The sequence below is a fragment of the Mesorhizobium sp. B2-1-3A genome (assembly GCF_006442655.1).
Lineage (GTDB): Bacteria > Pseudomonadota > Alphaproteobacteria > Rhizobiales > Rhizobiaceae > Mesorhizobium.
In genome coordinates this window covers 694,352-716,214 of sequence record NZ_VFWK01000001.1, presented here as the reverse complement: position 1 = coordinate 716,214, position 21,863 = coordinate 694,352, and the positions used below count along the sequence as shown (strand labels likewise).

At 63.4% G+C, this 21,863-nt stretch carries 17 protein-coding genes; 6 read left to right on the top strand and 11 right to left on the bottom strand.

The features are described from left to right. Nucleotides 1–30: 30 nt before the first annotated feature. The gene (locus tag FJ977_RS03610; protein WP_140768604.1) at nucleotides 31–2,352 is read right to left on the bottom strand and encodes a PAS domain-containing sensor histidine kinase; all 2,322 of its coding nucleotides are present in this window, start codon (nucleotides 2,350–2,352) and stop codon (nucleotides 31–33) included. A gap of 196 nt (nucleotides 2,353–2,548) precedes the next feature. After that, entirely contained in the window at nucleotides 2,549–5,194 is a 2,646-nt protein-coding gene (pepN, locus tag FJ977_RS03605; protein ID WP_140768602.1) for an aminopeptidase N, read from the bottom strand. Between the two features lie 154 nt (nucleotides 5,195–5,348). Here pepN and FJ977_RS03600 point away from each other — a divergent pair, with 154 nt between their 5' ends. Then, nucleotides 5,349–7,655: a xanthine dehydrogenase family protein molybdopterin-binding subunit gene (locus FJ977_RS03600; RefSeq protein WP_140768600.1), complete on the top strand. Its 2,307-nt coding sequence runs from the start codon at nucleotides 5,349–5,351 to the stop codon at nucleotides 7,653–7,655. Further along, nucleotides 7,652–8,617: a DMT family transporter gene (locus tag FJ977_RS03595; protein ID WP_140768598.1), complete on the top strand. Its 966-nt coding sequence runs from the start codon at nucleotides 7,652–7,654 to the stop codon at nucleotides 8,615–8,617. The genes FJ977_RS03600 and FJ977_RS03595 overlap by 4 nt, the downstream gene beginning before the upstream one ends. On the opposite strand, the gene FJ977_RS03590 is transcribed toward FJ977_RS03595, so the two are convergent. The 3 genes from FJ977_RS03590 to FJ977_RS03580 form a co-directional block, all read right to left on the bottom strand. Continuing rightward, the gene (locus tag FJ977_RS03590; protein ID WP_140768596.1) at nucleotides 8,618–9,430 is read right to left on the bottom strand and encodes a helix-turn-helix transcriptional regulator; all 813 of its coding nucleotides are present in this window, start codon (nucleotides 9,428–9,430) and stop codon (nucleotides 8,618–8,620) included. Nucleotides 9,431–9,536: 106 nt separating this feature from the next. Continuing rightward, entirely contained in the window at nucleotides 9,537–10,409 is an 873-nt protein-coding gene (locus FJ977_RS03585) for a uracil-DNA glycosylase (RefSeq protein ID WP_181179561.1), read from the bottom strand. Nucleotides 10,410–10,460: 51 nt separating this feature from the next. Next, nucleotides 10,461–11,105 carry a hypothetical protein gene (locus tag FJ977_RS03580; RefSeq protein WP_140768594.1) on the bottom strand — a complete coding sequence of 215 codons (645 nt, stop codon included), beginning with the start codon at nucleotides 11,103–11,105 and terminating at the stop codon, nucleotides 10,461–10,463. Between the two features lie 220 nt (nucleotides 11,106–11,325). Here FJ977_RS03580 and FJ977_RS03575 point away from each other — a divergent pair, with 220 nt between their 5' ends. Together FJ977_RS03575 and FJ977_RS03570 are read left to right on the top strand one after the other, a co-directional pair. Further along, on the top strand, nucleotides 11,326–13,005 hold the full coding sequence (locus FJ977_RS03575; protein ID WP_140768592.1) for an electron transfer flavoprotein-ubiquinone oxidoreductase: 1,680 nt from the start codon (nucleotides 11,326–11,328) through the stop codon (nucleotides 13,003–13,005). Nucleotides 13,006–13,161: 156 nt separating this feature from the next. Continuing rightward, the gene (locus tag FJ977_RS03570; RefSeq protein WP_140768590.1) at nucleotides 13,162–13,761 is read left to right on the top strand and encodes a DUF922 domain-containing protein; all 600 of its coding nucleotides are present in this window, start codon (nucleotides 13,162–13,164) and stop codon (nucleotides 13,759–13,761) included. A 49-nt stretch (nucleotides 13,762–13,810) separates the two neighbouring features. Here FJ977_RS03570 and FJ977_RS03565 read toward each other — a convergent pair whose 3' ends face one another. From FJ977_RS03565 to FJ977_RS03550, 5 genes are all read right to left on the bottom strand, one after another. After that, nucleotides 13,811–14,821 carry an endonuclease/exonuclease/phosphatase family protein gene (locus FJ977_RS03565; protein ID WP_181179558.1) on the bottom strand — a complete coding sequence of 337 codons (1,011 nt, stop codon included), beginning with the start codon at nucleotides 14,819–14,821 and terminating at the stop codon, nucleotides 13,811–13,813. 132 nt (nucleotides 14,822–14,953) lie between these two features. Next, on the bottom strand, nucleotides 14,954–16,414 hold the full coding sequence (locus tag FJ977_RS03560; protein ID WP_246682808.1) for an AMP nucleosidase: 1,461 nt from the start codon (nucleotides 16,412–16,414) through the stop codon (nucleotides 14,954–14,956). Between the two features lie 116 nt (nucleotides 16,415–16,530). After that, nucleotides 16,531–16,725 (bottom strand): hypothetical protein, encoded by a 195-nt coding sequence (locus FJ977_RS03555; RefSeq protein WP_056563514.1) that lies wholly within the window; start codon nucleotides 16,723–16,725, stop codon nucleotides 16,531–16,533. Between the two features lie 40 nt (nucleotides 16,726–16,765). Continuing rightward, a complete protein-coding gene (locus FJ977_RS35685; protein ID WP_167334910.1) occupies nucleotides 16,766–16,924 on the bottom strand; it encodes a hypothetical protein in 159 nt (52 codons plus the stop codon). Nucleotides 16,925–17,149: 225 nt separating this feature from the next. Beyond that, the gene (locus FJ977_RS03550) at nucleotides 17,150–17,491 is read right to left on the bottom strand and encodes a DUF2147 domain-containing protein (RefSeq protein ID WP_140768584.1); all 342 of its coding nucleotides are present in this window, start codon (nucleotides 17,489–17,491) and stop codon (nucleotides 17,150–17,152) included. 438 nt (nucleotides 17,492–17,929) lie between these two features. Between FJ977_RS03550 and FJ977_RS03545 the strand changes: the two genes are divergently transcribed. Next, a complete protein-coding gene (locus FJ977_RS03545) occupies nucleotides 17,930–18,196 on the top strand; it encodes a sel1 repeat family protein (protein WP_115145099.1) in 267 nt (88 codons plus the stop codon). A 437-nt stretch (nucleotides 18,197–18,633) separates the two neighbouring features. Further along, nucleotides 18,634–19,755 carry a branched-chain amino acid ABC transporter substrate-binding protein gene (locus FJ977_RS03540; protein ID WP_027046653.1) on the top strand — a complete coding sequence of 374 codons (1,122 nt, stop codon included), beginning with the start codon at nucleotides 18,634–18,636 and terminating at the stop codon, nucleotides 19,753–19,755. A gap of 78 nt (nucleotides 19,756–19,833) precedes the next feature. Here the strand turns inward: FJ977_RS03540 and FJ977_RS03535 are convergent, their stop codons facing one another. Further along, on the bottom strand, nucleotides 19,834–21,816 hold the full coding sequence (locus FJ977_RS03535; RefSeq protein WP_140768582.1) for an acetyl/propionyl/methylcrotonyl-CoA carboxylase subunit alpha: 1,983 nt from the start codon (nucleotides 21,814–21,816) through the stop codon (nucleotides 19,834–19,836). Between the last annotated feature and the right edge of the window lie 47 nt (nucleotides 21,817–21,863).

Below are 21,863 nucleotides of genomic sequence, written 5' to 3'. Positions count from 1 at the left end.
CACGATGGAGCGGGAGAGAAATCCTGCCGCTCAAGCCGCGGCCTTCACCGCCGCCGGCGCCTTCTTCACCGGAATGCGCACCGACACGATCGTGCCGACGCCTTCGGTCGAACGGATCTTCAGCGCGCCGCCCTGGAGCTCGGCCAGCGAGCGCGAGATGGCGAGGCCAAGGCCTGATCCGGCATGGTTCTTGGAGAACTGGTTCTGCACCTGTTCGAAAGGCCGTCCTAGCTTGCCGAGCGCCTCCTTCGGGATGCCGCAGCCATTGTCCTCGATGGTCAGCACCAGGGCGCCCGACGTGTTGCGGGCCCTGACCGATATGTGGCCGCCCTGGCCGGTGAACTTCACCGCGTTGGACAGGAGGTTGATGACAATCTGCTTGATCGCGCGGCGATCGGCGAACAAGGTCAGCGCGTCGGCGATGCGTGTTTCCACGGTGATCGCCTTTTGCGCGGCCTGCAGCGAGACGACGCGCACCGTCTCGCTGATCAACGGCCCGAGGTCGATCTGTTCCTGGTCGAGCGAGAACTGGCCGGCCTCGATCTTGGACATGTCGAGAATGTCGTTGATGACGCCGAGCAGATACTTGCCGCTGCTGTTGATGTCGGTGGCGTACTCCTCGTAGCGCTCCGATCCCAGCGGGCCGAACAGCCCCTGTTCCATCAATTCGGAGAAGCCGATGATGGCGTTCAGCGGTGTACGCAATTCATGCGACATGTTGGCCAGGAATTCGGATTTGGCCCGGTTCGCCGCTTCGGCGCGCTCGGTTTCCTTCATGTATTTGCGGTTGAGGTCGACCAGTTCGCGAGACCGTTCCTCTTCGGCCCGGCGGGCGAGGCTGAGATCATGGATCGTCGCCATCAGCCGGCGTTCGCTGTCGACCAGCTTCTCCTGATGCAGCTTGATCTGGGTGATGTCGGAGCCGACGGAGACGATGCCGCCATCCCTGGTCTTGAGTTCGTTGACCTGCAGCCAGCGGCCGTCGGACAGCTGCCGCTCGAAAGTGGCGCCGCCTTGCGGACCATTGGTGTTGGCAAGCCTGCGCTCGGAAGCAAAAGCCAGCATCCGCTCTTCCAGGGACGCGCGCGTCACGCCTGGCATCACGTCGCGATCCGAGAGTCCGTTGTCCTGCTGGTATTTGGAGTTGCACATGATCAGCCGCTGCGTCGAATCCCACAGGACGAAGGATTCGTTGATGTTCTCGATCGCGGTCCTGAGGCGAAGGTCGGCCGCCTCGGACCGCAGCGCCAGATGGCGCTGCTCTGTGACGTCGACGGCAATGCCGATCAGCTGGATTTCGGGTGCTTCCGGATCCATGACCTGTGCGCGAGCGCGCATCCACACCCATTGGCCATCGGCATGCCGCATCCGGAACACCTGGTCGATGTGGTCGATCTCGCGGGCGACAATTCTGTTGGCGAGTTCGAACAGGTCGCCGTCCTCGGGATGGATGATCTCGTCGACCTCGCCGAAGGACAGCATCGTCTCGCAGGGCTCGTAGCCCAGCATGTCGTACATCGAGCGCGACCAGTACATCTTGCCGCGCACCATGTCCCAGTCCCACAGGCCGCAGCGGCCGCGGACCAGCGCCATGTCAATGCGCTGGTGCGCTTCGAGGTAGATGCGGTCGGCGGCCTGTGCGCGCGCCGCCTGCCCGAAATAGGCATAGAGGATGATGATCAGCACGCCGGCCGTCAGCACGAACAGGGTGACGTTGAGCGAGACGGTCTTGCGCCATGTATCGAAGACCGCTTCCTGGGGCACCAGAGCCGCCGCGGCTCCCTTCCGATCCTTGGCGACGCTGACCGCGGCATACCAGTCCTGGCCGCCGATGTTGACTTCCATGACGCCGGCGCGGTCGCCGAACATGAACAGCGGCTGGCCGCCCTGGACGAGGCCGTCGAGCGAATGGCCTTGCCAGGGGATCGAGCGGGGCGTCACCGCGGTGATCTTGAAGGCGCTGTCGGTGATGACGAGCACATGGCTGCGGCCCATCGCGCCCTGCCGGCTGGTGGTCTCCAGCAGGTCCTGGACGGCGCCGGGCAGGGTATCCGAGGTGGTGGCAAGCGAACTGGCCAGTTGGCCCGCCGCCAGCGTCAGGATCGCCTTGGCATCACGCTCGACGTCGTCGCGCTCGTTCATCAGCGACAGCACGCGCAGCGCCGCGATGACGAGCAGGAAGATGATGATGAGGGCCGGTATCGACCGGCGCAGCAGCGGTTCGGCGGCCAGAAGCCGCTTGTAGGCCGGTTCGGCGATAAGCCGCGTATTCCCGGCAAGGCCGTCGCCGCGCGTCTCGCGACGCGCAAAAGCCATCCCACCGGGCGCGCCCCACGCGTCCGCCTTCGCCATAAATGGCACTCCCCGAATTTGCCTATGCTGCTTTGTGATCCGGCAAACGCCGCACTTCCGAATCGTCAGTAAAGAATCAAAGGTGATTCGCCTTGTCCAGTGGTCCGGCGAAAAAAGATTAAAAATCGACTAAAATAATCGGTTTTGGAGGTGCGGAGCCTCGGCCCTCTCCCGCACGGGAGAAGGCCGAGGGTATCTAGGCCAGCGTGCGCTCGACAATATCGCGCAGATCCGCCGACAGGTTTTCAGCATTGGCGATCGAAAGCAGGGCTTCCCTGGCCTTGGCCTGCCGGCCCGGTTCGAGCGAACGCCATGATCTCAGTGCCGTCGCCAGCCTTGCCGCCACTTGCGGATTGCGCTTTTCGACCTCGAGTACCGTTTGCGCGAAGAACCGGTAGCCTTCGCCGTCGGGGCGATGGAAACCGGTCTGGTTTGCACTGGAGAATGTACCGATCAGCGAGCGTACCCGATTTGGATTTGCCATCGAGAAGCCTGCATGAGCAGTCAGGGCACGAACTGTGTCGACAGCCTGCGGCCCTGGCACGCTGGCCTGAATCTGGAACCATTTGTCCATGACCAGCGGGTCGGACGCATAGGTCTTTTCGAAAGCCGCCAGAGCTTTGTTCGCCTCCGGCGACCCATGGTGACGATGCGCGAGCACGGCAAGCGCGGCCGCGCGGTCGGTCATGTTGGTGGCGGACTGGAAATGTCCGGCGGCAAGTGCCGCACCTCCCGGCAGCAGCGAGAGATAGTCCAGAAGGACGTTGCGCAGGGCGCGTCGTCCGGCGCTTGTTGCATCCGGGCTGAACACGGCCTTGTCCGCGAGGCGATCATACAGTTGCGCGAAGGGTTCCCGGTTCGCCGTGGCTATCGCCAGCGCAAGGGCCTGCCGGGCCGTGTGGATGGCGTCGGGATCGATGTTCTTGCCGATGTCGCGGGCGATGTCGGCATCGCCAGGCAGCGTCAGCGCCAGCGCCCGGTAGGCGGGCTCCAGCGCCTCGTCGCCGGCGATGCGGCCGGCAAGATCGGTCAGCCGTGGCGTGAAGTCAGGCTGCTTGCCGCCAAGGATCTCGCGGAAGGCAGCGATGAGCGCATCGGTGAGGAGGGTATTGAAGGCTTGCCAGCGCGAGAAGGCGTCGCTGTCATGGCGGGCAAGGAAGAACTGATCGTCGGCCTTCTGCTCGACAGACAGCGTCACCGGCGCCGAAAAGCCGCGGTTGAGCGACACGGCCGGCCGTTCGGCAACGCCTGAAAAGCGCACCATATGGCGGCGCTTGCGGACATGGATGACGCCGTCCTCGACGCTGGCGCCCTCGACCCCGCTGTACTCGACAGGCTTGCCGCCAGCGCCGATCAGGCCAAAGGCGAGCGGTATATGCATCAGCCGCTTGCGGCTTTCGGAGGGGGTGGGCGGCACCGACTGCTCGATCTCGAGCGTGAACTCCCGCGCGGCCGGATTGTGCGTCGAACTGACCGTCAGGTTGGGTGTGCCCGCCTGATGATACCAGAGCGCGAACTGCGACAGGTCGCGGCCCGACGCATCCTCGAACACCTTGATGAAATCCTCGATCGTGGCCGCTTCGCCGTCATGCCGTTCGAAATAGAGGTCCATGCCGGCGCGAAAGGCTTCCGTCCCGAGGATGGTGCGGATCATGCGCACCACTTCGGACCCCTTTTCGTAGACCGTCGCCGTATAGAAATTGTTGATCTCGCGGTAGCGGCGCGGCCGCACCGGGTGCGCCAGCGGACCCTGGTCCTCGGGAAACTGGTGCGCCCTCAACGTGCGCACTTCGGCGATGCGCTTGACCGCGCGCGAGCGCTGGTCGGCGGAGAATTCATGGTCGCGGAAAACCGTCAGCCCTTCCTTCAGGCAAAGCTGGAACCAGTCTCGGCAAGTGATTCTGTTGCCTGTCCAATTGTGGAAATACTCATGCGCGATGATCGCCTCGATATTGGCGAAATCGGCGTCCGTCGCGGTCTCCTGATCGGCCAGCACATATTTGTCGTTGAAGATGTTGAGGCCCTTGTTCTCCATCGCGCCCATGTTGAAGTCGGACACGGCGACGATGTTGAAGACGTCGAGGTCGTATTCGCGACCGAATGCCTCCTCGTCCCATCGCATCGACCGCTTCAGCGCGTCCATCGCGTAGCCGGCGAGCTTCTCCTTGCCGGGCTCGACATAGATGCCGAGTTCGACCTTGCGGCCGGACGCTGTGACGAAACTGTCGGCGACCTGGCCGAGATTGCCGGCCACCAGCGCGAACAGATAGGATGGCTTGGGGAAGGGGTCGTACCATCCGGCATAGTGCCAGCCGTCGCCGAGATCACCCTTGTCGACCGGATTGCCGTTGGACAGGAGCAGCGCCGCCTCGTCGCGCCGAGCCTCGATCCGCACGGTGTAGACGGACAGGATATCGGGCCGATCGAGGAAGTAGGTGATGCGGCGGAAGCCCTCGGCCTCGCATTGCGTGCAATAGACGTTGTTCGAGCGATAGAGACCCATCAGGGCTTCGTTGCCGGCCGGCGCCAGTTCGGTTTCGATGAGCAGCTGGAAGCGGCGCGCGGCCGGCGGTTCGAGAATGGTGAGTTGGTCAGGTGTCACCAGCAAGTCAGCCGGTCTTGCCTTCTTGCCGTCGATCTCGATGCGCTTGAGTATCAGCCCGTCGCCGTCGAGCACCAATGGCGCGGTCGCGGACACGCCATCGCGGCGTTCGATCGTCAGCGTTGCGGTGACGATCGTGGCCTCAGGCGAAAGGCGGAAGGTGAGGTTGGTCTGCGGAATGAGATAGTCGTTGGGGCGATAGTCTTCGAGCTTGAAGACCTGGCCGGTGTCCGTGCGCATTCCGTTGGTTTTCCTGTCGATTGCGTTGGAAGCGGACAGTTCCCGCTGGTCCAAGAAATTTGAAGTCCGCGCTCTTTACACGAAACGATCCCTCGACAAAACTCAACCGATGCCTATTTCAGGCGTTCATTCTCCACATCATCACGAGGCAGCCATGACCGTCGTCACACCGAAATTCGGCATGGGCGCTTCCGTGCTGCGGCGCGAGGATGGGGCATTCATCCAGGGACAGGGCCGCTATACCGATGATATCAAGCCGGCCGGCGTCGTGCATGGCTATGTCCTGCGCTCGCCGGTAGCCAAGGCAAGCTTCAGGATCGGTTCGACGGAAGCGGCAAGGCAGGCACCCGGCGTCCATCTGGTGCTGACTGGCAAGGATCTCGCTCATCTTGGCGATCTCAAGTCCGGTGTCATGCAGGCACAGCCGGACGGCACCAAGGCGCCGACGCGCGACATTCCGATCCTGTGCCGGGACCGCGTCAACTATGTCGGCGATGCCGTTGCTTTTGTGGTCGCCGACAGCCGTGCCCTGGCGCAGGATGCCGCCGAATTGATCGATGTCGATTACGATGGCGAGGACGCCGCTTCAGGCACGGCGACGGCACTTGCCGAAGGCACGCCGCTGGTCTGGCCGGAACTCGGCTCCAACCGCGCCTTCACCTACCACATGGGCGACAAGGCAAGGACAAAGGCGGCCTTCGCCAGGGCGGCCCATGTTACCCGCATCGAATTCGTCAACAACCGGCTGGTCTGCAACTACATGGAGCCGCGCTCGGCGATAGGCGAATGGAATGTCGAGGAAAACCGCCTGGTGCTGACCACCGGGTCGCAGGGCGTGCATTCCATGCAGTACATCCTGGCCAGCCTGTTCAAGATCAAGAAGGACCAACTGCGCGTCATCACGCCCGATGTCGGCGGCGGGTTCGGGCCGAAAAGCTTCGTCTACCGGGAATATCCATTGGTGCTCGAGGCCGCGAAACGGCTCGGCCGCCCGGTGAAATGGGCCGGCGACCGGACCGAACATTTCCTCACGGACGCGCAAGGCCGTGACAACGCCGTTACGGCTGAAATGGCCATGGACAAGGATGGCCGCTTCCTCGGTATGAAGGTCGCGCTGCTCGCCAATATCGGCGCCTATGTCTCGCAATACGGCCCGTTCATTCCGTATATCGGCGTCACCATGTCGACCGGCGTCTATGACATCCAGGCGCTCGATGTCTCGGTGACCGGCCTCTACACCAACACGTGCCCGGTCGACGCCTATCGCGGCGCCGGCCGGCCCGAAGCGGCGTTCTTGCTGGAAAAGCTGGTCGATGCCTGCGCCCATGATCTCGGCCTGCCTGTCGACGAAATCCGCCGTCGCAACTTCATCCGGCCCGAGCAATTCCCCTATCGCACGCAGACTGGCCGCCTGTACGACAATGGTGAATTCGAAGGCCATATGGACCGCGCCATCGAACGGTCTGAGTGGAAGACGTTTACGCAGCGGCTGAAGCAGTCGAAGACCGCCGGCAGGATCCGCGGCATCGGCATGGCGACTTATATCGAGGCTTGCGCCTTCCCTGGCTCCGAACCGGCCTTTGTCGAGCTCAATGGCGACGGCACGGTGACGCTGAAGATCGGCACCCAGACGAACGGCCAGGGCCATGCCACCGCCTATGCACAGTTCCTGTCGGAAAAGCTCAATCTCGACATCGACAAGATCCATGTCCGCCAGGGCGACACTGACGAATTGAAGGCCGGCGGCGGTACCGGGGGCTCACGGTCCATTCCATTGGGGGGCGTATCGGCTTCCCGCGCGGGCGAGGACCTGGCCAACAAGATCAAGCGCATCGCGGCGGACGAGCTGGAAGCCTCGGCCGGCGATATCGAGCTGGCCGATGGGATTGCCCGCATCGTCGGTACCGACCGTACGATCGATTTTTCCAGCATCGCCAAGGCCGCGAAAAATCCTGATGATCTCAAGGGTTTCGGCGAGTTCGTCCAGGACGAATGCACTTATCCGAACGGCACCCATATCTGCGAGGTCGAGATCGACCCAGACACCGGCACGACCGACATCGTGCGTTACACGATCGTCGACGATTTCGGTGTTACCGTGAATCCGATCCTGCTCGCCGGCCAGGTGCATGGCGGCGTCGTGCAAGGCATCGGCCAGGCGCTGACCGAGGAAACCATTTATGGCGAGGACGGCCAGTTGCTGACGGCGAGCTTCATGGACTATGCCATGCCGCGCGCCGACAATTTTCCGTTCTTCCATTTCGAGACCCGCAACGTGCCGTCGACCACCAATGCGCTCGGCATCAAGGGCGCGGGCGAGGCCGGCACGATCGGCTCGACGCCGGCCGCGCTCAACGCGGTGACCGACGCGCTGTGGCGCGCCTACGGCATCCGGCATATCGAGATGCCGGCGACGCCGGCGCGCATCTGGGCCGCGATCAGGGGTGCATCGCCAACGTGACATCAGGGGCGGGGGCGGAACCAGGAACGACGGGCGGCCACGGTACGCTGAGGGGCATCGCGCTCAAGATCGTCTCGGTGGCGGTTTTTGTAGGCATGCAAACCTGCATCAAGGCGGCCGGCGACGTGCCGGCCGGGCAGATCGTGTTCTTCCGCTCCTTCTTCGCCATCTTCCCGATCATTGCCTTCCTGGCATTGAAAGGGCATCTGGCCACCGCATTCGTCACGAAACGTCCCTTCAACCACGTTGCGCGCGGCATCGTCGGCGTCGGTGCCATGGGACTTGGCTTTTTCGCGCTCACCAGGTTGCCGCTGCCGGAGGCGATCACCCTGAACTATGCGCAGCCGCTGCTGGTCGTGGTGTTTTCTTCGGTCTTCCTTGGCGAGACGATCCGCGTCTATCGCTGGAGCGCTGTCGCCGTCGGCCTCATTGGCGTGCTCATCATCTCCTGGCCGGAACTGACCCTGCTCAATTCGGATGAAGCGCTCGACGACCAGGAGGTCCTGGGCGTCATGGCCGCGCTGGTGGCCGCCGCGATCTCGGCTGTCGCCATGCTGCTTGTGCGCAATCTCGTGCAGACGGAGAAGACGGCGACCATCGTTTTATGGTTCTCGTCGACCGCGAGCGTGCTCTCGCTGCTGACGCTGCCTTTCGGCTGGCAATCGCTGACGCCAGCGCAAGCCGCGCTGCTCATCATGGCCGGCTTCTGCGGCGGCCTCGGCCAGATCCTGATGACCTCGGCCTATCGCCATGCCGAGGCGTCGGTGGTGGCACCGTTCGAATACACCTCGATGATCCTCGGCGTCGTCGTCGGCTATTTCGTTTTCGGCGACGTGACTTCGCTCAGCACGCTGGTCGGCGGCCTGATTGTCGTCGCGGCCGGCATCTTCATCATCTGGCGCGAACGGCAACTGGGCCTGGAACGCAGGCGAACGCGCAAGGCGACGTTGCCTCAGGGCTGATCAGGACCGCTCAGCGCGTTCCTTCGCCAGCCGCACCAGCACGGCGCGTGTCTGCTCATCCGCCGGGAAGAAGGATTCAATCGCCAGTTCCGACAAGCTCACGTCGAGCGGTGTGCCGAACACGGTGATGGTGCTGATGAACGACAGCACCTGATCGCCATGGGCAAGCCTGAGCGGATGCACGATGGCGTTCGGTTCGACGGGTGCCGGCCGGCCGCCTTTGAGGCCGGAAGGATAACCGCGCAACTCGCGCTCCAGTTCGACCAGCACCGGGTCGCCTGTCGCATCGTTCTGGTGCTTGAGACGCTCCAGCAGATGCGTGCGCCATTCCTGGAGGTTGACGATGCGCGGTGCGATGCCGCCGGGGTGCAGGGAAAGGCGAAGCACATTGACCGGGGACGTCAGCAGGGAAGCCTCGCTGACATCGACAAGGAACGGAGCGATCGCGGCATTGGCCGAAACCAGGTTCCAGTGCCGGTCGACGGCCAGTGCCGGAAACGGTTCATGGCCCTTGAGCACGGCCTCGACCGCCGCCATCGCCGGCGCCAGCGTCGTGTCGGTGAGCGGTCGTTCGCTGAAGCTCGGCGCAAAGCCCGCGGCCAGCAGCAATTGATTGCGTTGCCGCAGCGGGATTGAAAGCTGCTCGGCCAGGTGCAGCACCATATCGCGCGAGGGCGCGGCGCGTCCGCTCTCGACAAAACTCAGATGCCGCTGCGAAATCTCGGCCTCCATGGCGAGGTCGAGTTGGCTCATGCGGCGTCGCGTGCGCCATTCGCGGATGAGACTGCCGGCGGAAGTTTGGACTGTTGTCATGGGAGGATGGCTAGGCCGACAGCGACGGCATTTCAATTACCCGCGAGGTTATCGCCAGAGCATGATCCCGAAAAGTGGGAACGCTTCAATCAAGCGTCATCTCGATCTAGGAGAGTGACCGCAGCTTCGCCTTCACCTCGAGAAAATCCCGCCATGCCAGCTTCTTGTGCGCCGGCGTCCGCAACAGATAGGCCGGATGCAGCGTCGGCATGGCCGGAATGGCGGTACCCGAGGCCGTGGTGTGGACGCGCCAGTTGCCACGCAGCCGCAAAATGCCTTCCGAAGTGTTGAGCAAGGTCTTGGCCGACGGGCCGCCGAGATTGACCAGGACCTTGGGATTGACCAGCTCGATCTGGCGCTCGATGAACGGCCGGCAGATCTCGGTCTCGTGCGGGGTCGGCGTGCGGTTGCCCGGCGGCCGCCAGGGAATGACGTTGGCGATGTAGACCGAGGTGCGGTCGAGCCCGATCGCGGCCAGCATGCGGTCGAGCAGCCGGCCCGAACGGCCGACGAAGGGCAGCCCCTCAATGTCCTCGTCGCGGCCGGGTGCTTCGCCGACCAGCATGACCGCGGCCTCCGGGTTGCCGTCGGCAAATACGAGATTCTTGGCGGTGGCCTTGAGATTGCAGCCGTCGAAGGCGGCCATGTGCTGGCGCAGCTCTTCCAATGTCGAGGCGCTTGCCGCCATTTGCCGGGCGAGAGCGGCCTGCGCCTCGTCGGGTATGGCGGAGGGCACGGTGCGCGCCGGCGCATCCGGCACCTTGCTTGCATCCAACCCGGATGATGTGGCGGGCCGCTCCGGCGCCCTGTCCTCGCGAGGGGGGGGCATCTGCGCCGGCGTGCGCTCCACAGGCCTCGGCGCCGCCTCGGCGAAGCGGTTCACCGGGGCGTCTTCCAGCGCCTCATCGACGCCGGCGCTGGCGTAGAAGGCCAGGATGTCGGCAATATCGGTCGGGCTGTTGGGGGACGCGGCAGTCATGGCGCGCACATTCGTCCGCGTGGCTGCAATTTGCAAGGCCGGCCGCTCGCCCTATCCCGTCGGGATGCGCGGATCCTGCACCAGATAGAAGGTCCAGCGCGGCGTGTAGTCGGTCATCAGGAACTCGAAGCTGGCGGTTTTCAGCGGATCGACCTTGCCGTTCTTGAACAGCAACCGGTCGTAGGGTTCGAAGTCGCGGTCGAAATCGGCGAAATTGCTGGACCAGATGTTGTCGGGCGTCTTGTTGCGTTGGTCGAACGAAAGCCCGTCGCCAAACACGCTCGGCTGGTCCAGTATCTCCTGAAGCTCGAACTGGAATTCGATCCAGGCCTGGCCGCTGTTGTTGAGCACGTCGATGCGCATATACATGATGCCGTTGGCGAACTCGCCCGCCTTGCCGAATGTCTGGATCGGCTTGGTGGTACGGATGGTCAGCGTCACCGGTGTCGCTGAATTCAGCTCTTCCGTTATGACCAGCGGATCGTCCTTGGTTCCGATGCCTGAGGCTCCGGTGATGCGGAAGCCGCCGAACTCGTCGGAGAAGGAGTAGGCGCCCGTCGCCCAGACTTTCACCTCGTCCGCGGCGGCATGCCCCGGCGCCGACGCCAGAAGGGCCAAAAGAATCGCCCGGCAGGCCCGGCCGGGCGTCAAAACAAAGCGCGTTGAAGGAAAGCCGGCTGGCCCAGGAATGCGCATGGCGGGAAGTATGGCCGATAAGCAAGCCGTCGAACAATTAAAAAACGCGGGGACCGCGGTTCTCGCGGGGCGCTGAGGGCTATTATCCGGCGGAATGCGCGACTTTTTGGCCAAATCCGCATTGTCACGTATGCGCCGGTTTCCTGTCGCCAATTGATGCGCTATGCAGCGCAGGAGCCAGCAAGATACGCAACAGCGGCAAGCCAGTGCGGAGGGGTTGATGAGCGATATCGAACGCGAGAGCATGGAATTCGACGTGGTCATCGTCGGCGCCGGTCCGGCCGGCCTTGCCGCGGCCATCCGCCTCAAGCAGGTCAATCCCGAGCTTTCCGTCGTCGTGCTGGAAAAGGGCGGCGAGGTCGGCGCCCACATCCTCTCCGGCGCCGTCGTCGATCCTGTCGGCATCGATCGGCTGCTGCCCGGTTGGCGCGAGGAAGAAGGTCATCCTTTCAAGACCCCGGTCACGGCGGACCATTTCCTGGTGCTCGGCCCCGCCGGCTCTTTCCGTCTGCCCAACATCCTGATGCCGCCGCTGATGAACAATCACGGCAATTACATCGTCTCGCTCGGCAATGTCTGCCGCTGGCTGGCAACCAAGGCCGAGGCGCTTGGCGTCGAGATCTATCCGGGCTTTGCCGCCGCCGGACTGCTCTACAATGAGGAAGGCGCCGTCACCGGCGTCGTCACTGGCGACATGGGCGTCGAGAAGGACGGCACACATGGCCCGGGCTTTGCGCCGGGCATGGCGCTGATGGGCAAATATGTGCTGATCGGCGAGGGCGCACGTGGCTCGCTCGCCAAGCAGCTGATCGCCAGATACAAGCTTTCCGACGGCCGCGAGCCCGGCAAATACGGCATCGGCCTGAAAGAGCTCTGGCAGGTCAAGCCGGAGAACCATCGGCCGGGCCTGGTGCAGCATTCCTTCGGCTGGCCGCTCGACATGAAGACCGGCGGCGGTTCCTTCCTCTACCATCTCGAGGACAATCAGGTGGCGGTCGGCTTCGTCCTCCACCTCAACTACAAGAACCCCTATCTCTCGCCATTCGAGGAGTTCCAGCGCTTCAAGACGCATCCGGCGATCGCAGGCACCTTCGAGGGCGCCAAGCGGCTGGGCTATGGCGCGCGTGCCATCACCGAGGGTGGCTGGCAGTCGGTGCCGAAACTGTCCTTCCCCGGTGGCGCGCTGATGGGTTGTGCCGCGGGCTTCGTCAACGTGCCGCGCATCAAGGGTTCCCACAATGCAGTGCTGTCGGGAATGCTGGCGGCCGAGCATGTCGCCGAGGCGATTGGCGCGGGCCGTGCCAATGATGAGCTTTCCACCTACGAGCAAGCCTGGCGCGCGACCGACATCGGCAAGGATCTGAAGAAGGTGCGCAACGTCAAGCCACTGTGGTCGCGGTTCGGTACCGTTGTCGGCATCGGCCTCGGGGGCCTCGACATGTGGCTGAACACGCTGTTCGGCATCTCGCCCTTCGGCACGCTGAAGCACGGCAAGGCCGACTATGCCGCGCTCGAGCCCGCCGCCAAGCACAAGAAGATCGCCTATCCGAAGCCTGATGGCGTGCTGACCTTCGACCGCCTGTCTTCGGTGTTCCTATCCAACACCAATCACGAAGAGAACGAGCCGGTCCACCTGCTGGTCGGCGACATGGAGCTGCAGAAGCGCTCGGAGCATGATGTCTTTGCCGGACCATCGACACGCTATTGCCCGGCAGGCGTTTATGAGTGGGTCGACAAGGATGGCAATGCCGCCGCCGATCCGGCGGCGAAAGACGTGCGCTTCGTCATCAACGCGCAGAACTGCGTCCACTGCAAGACCTGCGATATCAAGGACCCGAACCAGAACATCAACTGGGTGCCGCCGCAGGGCGGCGAGGGGCCAGTCTACCAGGGCATGTGACCCGCGCGCCGACAGGCCCTCGATCCGGCGGAAAAATACCGGACATGTGAACGGCGCCGGTCTGTTTGTCGCCTTCGCGAGACTGGGACTTTGCTCAGGCCCGTTGAAGCGTCTGGCCGAGTGTGGTCTTCTCGGCCACCGACAAAGGATGCGGACATGCGCCTGACCAGCCTGACGATGCTCGCCGCGGCCTGTGTGCTGTCCTGTGTGTCAGCCGCGTCGGCGGACACAAAGCTCATTGTTCATGTCCGTACCTATGACGTTGCCGGAAAGACCGGGGCCGCCCTCGTGGAGGCCATGGACCGGCTGGGACCGAAGCACGGCTACATGACACGCGCCATCGCCGAAACCGGCTACACGGTGCATTGGGATCTCGATATCAGCCGCCAGGATGGGATCTGTCGTCTGCGGCAGGCCAACGGCAAGCTCGACCTGACCTACACCTTCCCGCGACGGCTCTCGCCGGCAAGCCCCGGGCTGCGCAAGCGCTGGGACGGGTTCATGGCTGGCGTCCGCAGGCACGAGCACACGCATGGCCGCATCGCGATGCGGATGATGCGGGCCACCGAGACCGCGCTTGCCGGCCTGGAGCGTCGGGACAACTGGTTCTGCACGGGCACGCACCTCGAGGCGAGGCGGCGGATCAACGCCACCTATGCCGAATACGAAGCCAAGCAGAACGCTTTCGACGCCCGCGAGCATCGTGGCGGCGGCCATGTCGAGCATCTTGTCGACGCGCTGACCAAGCTTGACTGATGAGCACCGAGGACACAGGCGCCGTTCTGCTTCGCTCGGGATGACGGGATCAGCCCTGCGGCTTGTTTTGAGAGCCGTTCGCCGCGAGCGCCGTGGCGTGATCATTTTCAGGCTGCTTGTCGCCAGGCCTTAACGTGAACTCGACCAGCACCGGCAGGTGGTCGGAGCCGGTATCCTCCAACCGCGTCGAAGACAGGATCGTCAGTCCGCCCTTGCTGAACACCTGGTCGATGGGCAGGCCTGCATAGCGGCGCAGGAAGTCGGGCAGTGTCCGGTGGATCCAGGTCGGTCCGGCCGACGGCATGACGGTCAGCCTGCCGAGAGCAGCAACCCGCCGCACCGCCGCGCTCCACGGCACGGCGTTGCAATCGCCGGCCATGATCGCTGTCTCGCCGAGCCCGGCCAGTGGTTCCGCCAGTTCGCCAATCTGCCAGTATTGCTCCTTCGGCCACGGCCAGCTCAAATGGATCGCGGCGACGTCGACCCCGATCCCGCCGAAGTCGATGGTGGCGGTCGCCATCGCGCCGCGCGGCTCGCAACGCGGTGCGGTGTCGGCGGCAAACGGCCGGCGCGACAGCAACGCCACCCCGAACATGCCGTTCGGGTAAGGGCAGAGGATACGGTAGGGATAGGCGCTGGTGATGTAGCCAAGCTCGGTCGTCCACATGCCGGACACTTCGTCGAGGGTGATCACGTCCGGATTGGTGCGGCCGATCAGCGAGAGCACTTTCTTCGGTGTCGGGTTGTTGAAGCGCAGGTTCATCTGCAGCAGGCTGTAGACGGCCTGATCGGCGGGCTTGGCAACCGCGGGCTGCGGCCAAAGTCTCGGCAGGGCGCTTGCCGTCGTGGCCAGGCAGGCGATGGCAAAGAGCAGCCCCGCTGCCGCTTGCAGCCGAAACGAGCTGGCGAGCAGCGGCAGTGCCAGAAGCGCCATGAGCACGCTGAGGTGAATGCGGAAATGCGAGAACGAATCGAAAGCGGGATGCAGCGTGCCGAAGAACCCGGCCAACAGCACGGCCGACAGTGCCGTCATCGCCAGGAATGCCAACCCAGCCGTCATTTTCAAGCGCGCGCCTGTTGTCATTGAGGTCGTGTCTGCTGAATGCCGCCTGACGATCCGTTCAATCTGCTTAGCGGTCCAATTGCGGCTTGAGCAAGACGACGAATTGCCTCGCCGAGGCGCTGCGGCCACCTACTGGAACGCTGTTTCCGAAAAGCTCCGGAGCTTGCGCGAATGCAGCCGCTCCATCGGCATCTCGGCCAGCTTCTCCATCGCCCTGATGCCGATGGTCAGGTGTTGCGCCACCTGCCGCTTGTAGAACTCGGTCGCCATGCCTGGCAGTTTCAACTCGCCATGCAGTGGCTTGTCGGACACGCACAGCAGCGTGCCGTAGGGCACGCGGAAGCGGAAGCCATTGGCGGCGATCGTCGCCGATTCCATATCGAGCGCGATGGCACGCGACTGCGACAGGCGCTGCACAGGCCCGCGCTGGTCGCGCAGTTCCCAGTTGCGGTTGTCGATGGTGGCGACCGTGCCGGTGCGCATGATGCGCTTGAGATCGTAGCCCGACAGGCCGGTGACTTCGGCAACCGCCTCCTGCAGTGCCACCTGGATCTCGGCCAGCGGCGGGATCGGCACCCAGACCGGAAGATCGTCGTCCAGTACGTGGTCCTCGCGCACATAGGCATGCGCCAGCACATAGTCGCCAAGCGCCTGGGTGTTGCGCAGTCCGGCGCAATGGCCGAGCATCACCCAGGCGTGCGGCCGCAGCACGGCAATATGGTCGGTGATCGTCTTGGCATTCGAAGGGCCAACACCGATGTTGACCATGGTGATGCCGCCATGGTTCGCCTTTTTCAGGTGATAGGCCGGCATCTGCGGCAGACGCTGTGGTCCAACGCCTTCGCTCGGCGCACTTTGTCCGGCCTTGGTCACGACATTGCCCGGCTCGACGAATTCCACATAACCGCCGCCGCCCTTCTCCATCAGGTCGCGGGCGCGGGCGCCGAACTCGTCGATGTAGAACTGGTAGTTGGTGAACAGCACGAAATTCTGGAAATGTTGCGGGCTGGTCGCCGTGTAGTGCGTCATGCGGTGCAGCGAGTAGTCGATACGCTGCGCCGTGAATGGGGCTAGCGGTCTTGGTTCGCCGAAGGCCACTTCGAACGTGCCGTTGGCGATCTGATCGTCGGTGCCGTCGAGGTCCGGCACGTCGAACAGGTCGCGGATCGGCCGCTTGATGCGCTCCGCGGCGGCGCCGTCGACGTAAGTTCCCTCCAGGAAGGCGAAATGCAGTGGAATGGGAGTGGTCGATTCCGAAACAGTGACCGCCACGCCGTGGTTGCGCATGATCAGGCGAAGTTGTTCGATCAGGTAGTTCTCGAACAAGTGCGGCTGCGTGATCGTGGTGGCGAAATGGCCGGGCGTCGGCATATGGCCATAGGCTTGGCGCGAGTCGACCTGGGTGAACGAACTCGTGGTGACGCCGATCTCGGGATAGAAGGCGCGGTAGCGCTTGCTGCTGTCGCCGCCGGCGGCCAAAGCGGCGAAGGAATCGCGCAGGAACTTGGTGTTGCGGTCATAAAGCAGCTGCAGTGCCGCGACCGCTTTCGCGGCATTGTCGAAGCTTTGCCGGCCAAAAGCCTCCGGCATGACCACAGATTCGATGGCTTGAGGGTAGATTCGCTTTTCCATGGCTCAATATAGAGACTCGGACGAGCGGTTGGGAGGGGTGTGGCTGTCGAAGGCGCCCAAAGCGCCATTTTTCTTTATCCCCGCTGCAGACTGACCAGCAGGACGAAGCCGACGCCGGACTTCTTCAGGGCCGGAGCCTCGATCGTCGAGCCGGCATCGGCGCGCATCATCGGCACGGCCAGGACCGGAGCGGCCAGGACCATCAGGATAAGCGCCGCCCGCGGCAGAAGCCGAAGGGTCTTGAGTGCGTTGGCGGCGATGCGGTTCATGATGTCTGAGCTTTTCTTTTCGAGGTCTGGTTTCTTTGGTTCAGTTGCGAAGGTGGGTGGGGCAGGCGAGGCGGCATGTCCTGGAACTGGCTTCGTCCCAGGAGCGGGGGGAACGGCCCGCTTCGGCGACGAGGATGGCGAAGAACATTCCAAACAGGCTCATCAGCAGGCAGACGATGGTGAAGCGGCGAGCAAGCATCGGGTGGTGTCTCCTTCAATACGCAGGAGAATGCCCCAACGCCTCTGAACCGGCTCTGATGCCGGCGTTCATCTGCGGTTCAAAATGATTGACGGGATCTGATCCGGTCGCTGCCGGCCTGATACGGCCAACGGAGGCAGGGCAATGGCACCGGTGCTCGGCCCGCCGATGAAACGAAAACGGGGCCTGCCAGGCCCCGTCATCATGTCCCAAGGATATGGTCGATCAGAGCTTGTGCCAGGTCTGGCTCTTGCAGATCAGACCGCCGAGCACGCAACCGCTCATCTTGAGCGAGGTGCCCGACAACGTCGCCTTGCCCGAATAGGTCTTGTCGTTTGCCGGGTCGGTGATGCTGCCGGCATATTTGTTGTCGCCGGCCGCCTTGAGCGAGCCGATGGTCTTGCCGGCATATTTGCCCGACTTGAGCGTGATCGAAAACGAGCCGCTGCCTGAAATGGCCGCGGTGTCGCCGGCTTGCGTCTTCCAGTTGCCCTCGATCGGATCGGCCCACGCCGTTCCCGCCATGATCAATGTGGCTGCAAGGGCCAGGCTCACTTTTCGAAACATGTCTTCCTCCCTTTGGATGGCCGGCCGGATGCTCCGCCTCGCCGGTCTGCCGTTTACGCAAACGTAAGCTAATCCAGCTCCCGCCAAAACAAAAGCGGTGCCGCGACGGAAGGCTTTGGGATTCTGAAAGCGCCTGATTCGCGTCGTCGCGGAGGGAAATGAAAACGACCGGCGCATCGTGTTTGTTTCCCGTGGTTAGCGGAGTGTTGATCCAAGCCCGGAAAATTTTCGTCAAATTTAGCGAAAATCGGCTGAAACACTGGCTTCGTATCCTTAACGAATTTCCGCGTTTACCTCTTGTTTTAGCTTTGTTTTCCTCAAATTAAGCACGCCATTTAACGACGGATTCAAGCCTGAGCGGCATTCTCGAAAGCATCGAAAGAGCGGCCCGGACAAGACAAACGGAGGCAGCTCTCGGGAGCCAGACAGGGGACTAAAATGGCACGTTTTGAAATGCTTGAAGCAGGTTTCGGCGCCATGGGGGCAACTGCCCAGGCCGACATTCTTTTCGAACTGGGCATGATGTATGCGACCGGCCGCGACTGCGAGACCGACGTCGTTGCCGCCCACAAATGGTTCAACATTGCCGCCATCAAGGGGTCGGCCCGCGCCGCGGAATTGCGCTCGGAACTGTCGGCGGCCATGTCGAAGGTCGAGATTGCCAGGGCGCTGCGCGAAGCCCGCGAATGGATGACCATGCACTAGGTTTCCGCCAGGCGGGAAAGCTCGGGTCCAGATCGCTCAAAGACGGTCGGGCCACAACAGGGACAAGGCTGCGCAGACAGCCGGGCCACAGGCCAACAACAAGAAGGCGGCAGGCGAATAGGTCAAGCCGTACGACGGACCATGATCCCGGAAAGTGGAATCCGGTTTTCGGCCAAGATCATGGTCAACAGGAAAGACAGGGACGGCCAAGTTGGGGTTTGCGGCGCGGGGGCGCTGGGGAAACAGCCCGACAGGCAAAAAAGCCATGACCGGCCGGAACAAGGCTGGCGTGGCTTTTTTGCGTGGATGAGGCCTCCCAGGCCCAATCGAGCGGCGTCAATGCGCCTAGACAGGCCCGATGAAGGATGAAATTGTCCCGCCTCTCTGGAAGAAGCGCGGCCGGGGCGGCCGCGCGTGAGTGGAGGAGTTCTATTGCAATGAAAAAAATGAGTATTTTGAGCGCGGCCATTTTCGGCCTGATGATGAGTGCCCCGGTCGCATTCGCCGACGACATCACCGTTTCGGTGGTTGGCCCGATGACCGGACAGCTCGCCACCATCGGCGATCAGTTCAAGCAGGGCGCACAGGCCGCCGCCGATGCCATCAATGCTGCGGGCGGCGTCAACGGTTCGATGATCAAGCTCGACATCGAGGATGACCAGTGCGATCCCAAGCAGGCAGTGTCGGTCGCCAACCGCATCGTCGCCAACGGCGTCAAGTTCATCGATGGGCATGCCTGCTCAGGATCGAGCATTCCGGCCTCGGCCGTCTATGCCGAAGCCGGCGCGCTGATGATGAGCCCGGCTTCCTCGAACCCGGTGCTGACCGACGCGGCCGCCAAGGCCGGCTGGCCGACGATCATGCGCCTCTATACGCGTGACGATGCACAGGGCGCCTTCATCGGCCCGTGGATCGCCAAGAAGTATGCCGGCAAGAACGTCGTCATCCTGCACGACAAGAGTGCCTACGGCCAGGGCGTGGCTGACGCTGTCAGGGCAACTATGAACACCGGTGGCCTGAAGGAAGTCTACTACGACGCCATCAATCCCGGCGAGAAGGACTATTCCGCTCTTGTCACCAAGCTCAAGGATCTCAAGGCCGACGTCGTCTATTTCGGCGGCTACCATCCTGAAGCCGGCCTGATCCTGCGCCAGTCGGCCGAACAGAACCTGAAGTTCCAGCTGATCATGCCGGATTCGATTGCCTCGCCGGAGTTCTGGCAGGTTGCTGGCCCGGCCGGCGAAGGCACCATGTTCGTCTTCCCGTCGGATCCGCAGGCCAAGCCGGAGGCCAAGGCCGCCGTCGAGAAGATCAAGGCCGGCGGCTTCGTGCCGGAAGGCTTCACGCTGTTCTCCTACGCCGTGGTCCAGGCTTTCGCCGAAGGCATCAAGCGTGCCGGCAGCGACGATCCGGCCAAGGTTGCCGAAGCGTTGAAGAACGGCACGCCGATCAGCACCGTTGTCGGCGACGTCACCTTCGACGAGAAGGGCGACCTCAAGAACGCCAGCTACGACATCAACCAGTGGCACGACGGCAAGTACGCGCCGATCGCGCAGTAATCTGAGGCGATAATCCAGAGAAATGGCCGGGGCGAACCCCGGCCATTTTGTTTTGCGGTCGGCGATGCGCTCGCTGTATCAGCCCGCGGCGGCGGCCGAGGCGGTCTGCTCCTCGACGAACCGCACCAGCACCGTCCCGTCGGTGACCTGCGCACCTTCCGTGGCGATTTCGGCAATCACCCCGTCATGCGGGGCGGCGATGGTGTGCTCCATCTTCATCGCCTCGAGGATCAGGAGAGCTTGTCCCTTTATCACCGCATCGCCCTTTGCCGCGCGCACCAGCTTGACCAGACCCGGCATCGGCGCGCGTAGGCTGCCGGATGCCGCCGCCGCGTCATCGCTGCGTGCCAGCGGGTCGGGCACCGCGAAAGTATAGCCGATGGCGCCTTCGAACACCGTGATGTGGCCTGGCCAGCGGGCGAGGCGTGGAGCGGCACGAAAATCATGCGAATTGGCGCTGTCGTAGGGCGCACCGAGCGCTACCTGGAAACGCCCGTCCGGCCGCACCGAAACCTTTGCCAGAATATCGTCGTCGCCGAACTTCAACCGCGTGCGCCGCGCCACGTCGTGGAAATGCGCATAGCCGGAAAGCGAAGACCACGGGTCGTTCGACGCCGGCGATAGTCCTGCGCCGGACGCGGCAAGGGCGGCTGCCGAGATGATTTCGCCGGTTGGCGGCGCGAGCTCGGTCAGTGCCGCCTGATGTCGGCCGATCAGGCCGGTGTCGACGTCGCCAGCGCAAAAGTCCGGATCGGCGGCGAGGGCGGCAAGAAAGGCGGTGTTGACGGTGGAGCCGGCAATTTCGGTCTGCGACAGCGCTGTGCCGAGTGCTTCGAGCGCGGCTTGCCTGTCCTTTGCATGGACGACCAGCTTCGCGATCATCGGGTCGTAGTAGGGCGAGATGGCATCGCCGGCCCGTACGCCGGTCTCGATGCGCATCGTGGCCGCGTCGGGTGCCGTTACGGGAAATTTCAGATGATGCAGCGTGCCAGTAGCCGGCAGGAACCCCTTTGCCGCGTCCTCCGCATAGATGCGCGCTTCGAAGGCATGGCCGGCAAGCGCGATCTCGCTCTGCGACTTCGGCAGCTTTTCGCCGCTGGCGACCCGCAACTGCCACTCGACCAGATCGGTGCCGGTGACCATTTCGGTGACGGGATGCTCGACCTGCAGGCGGGTGTTCATTTCCATGAACCAGAATCGGTCGGCCTTGAGGCCCTGCGAGGCATCGACGATGAATTCGATGGTGCCGGCGCCGGAATAGTTGATCGCCTTTGCGGCCTTCACAGCCGCTTCCGTCATCGCCTTGCGCAAAGCCGGCGTCATACCGGGGGCGGGTGCTTCCTCGATCACCTTCTGGTGGCGGCGTTGTGCCGAACAGTCGCGTTCATAGAGATGCACGGCATTGCCGAAATTGTCGCCGAACACCTGCACTTCGATGTGCCGGGGCTTGTCGACATATTTCTCGACCAGCACGCGGTCGTCGCCGAAAGCAGCCTTTGCTTCGCGCCGGGCGCTGGACAGCGCCTCGGAAAAATCATCGGGATGCTCGACCCGCCGCATGCCCTTGCCGCCGCCGCCGGCGCGCGCCTTGATCAGCACGGGATAACCGATCTCGCGCGCCTTGGACGCAAGCAGCACGATCTCCTGCGCCTCGCCATGATAACCCGGAACGACGGGAACGCCGGCTTTCTCCATCAGCCGCTTGGCGGCGTCCTTCAGTCCCATGGCGCGGATCGAGGCCGCCGACGGGCCGATGAAGGTGAGCCCCGCCGCCACCACCTGGTCGACGAAATCGGGATTTTCCGACAGGAATCCGTAACCGGGATGGATGGCCTGCGCCCCGGTCGAAAGCGCCGCCGCGACAATCCTGTCGCCGCGCAGATAACTCTCGCCGACAGGGGAGGGGCCGATATGAACAGCCTCGTCGGCCATCTCGACATGCAGGGCTTTCGCGTCGGCATCCGAATAGACGGCGACCGTGTGCACGCCGAGCTTGCGGGCCGTGCGAATCACACGGCATGCGATCTCGCCCCGATTGGCGATCAGGATCTTGGCGAACATGGAGCCTCCCGGGTTTGTGGCGGGCGGCGCCATTCTGGCAGGCGCCG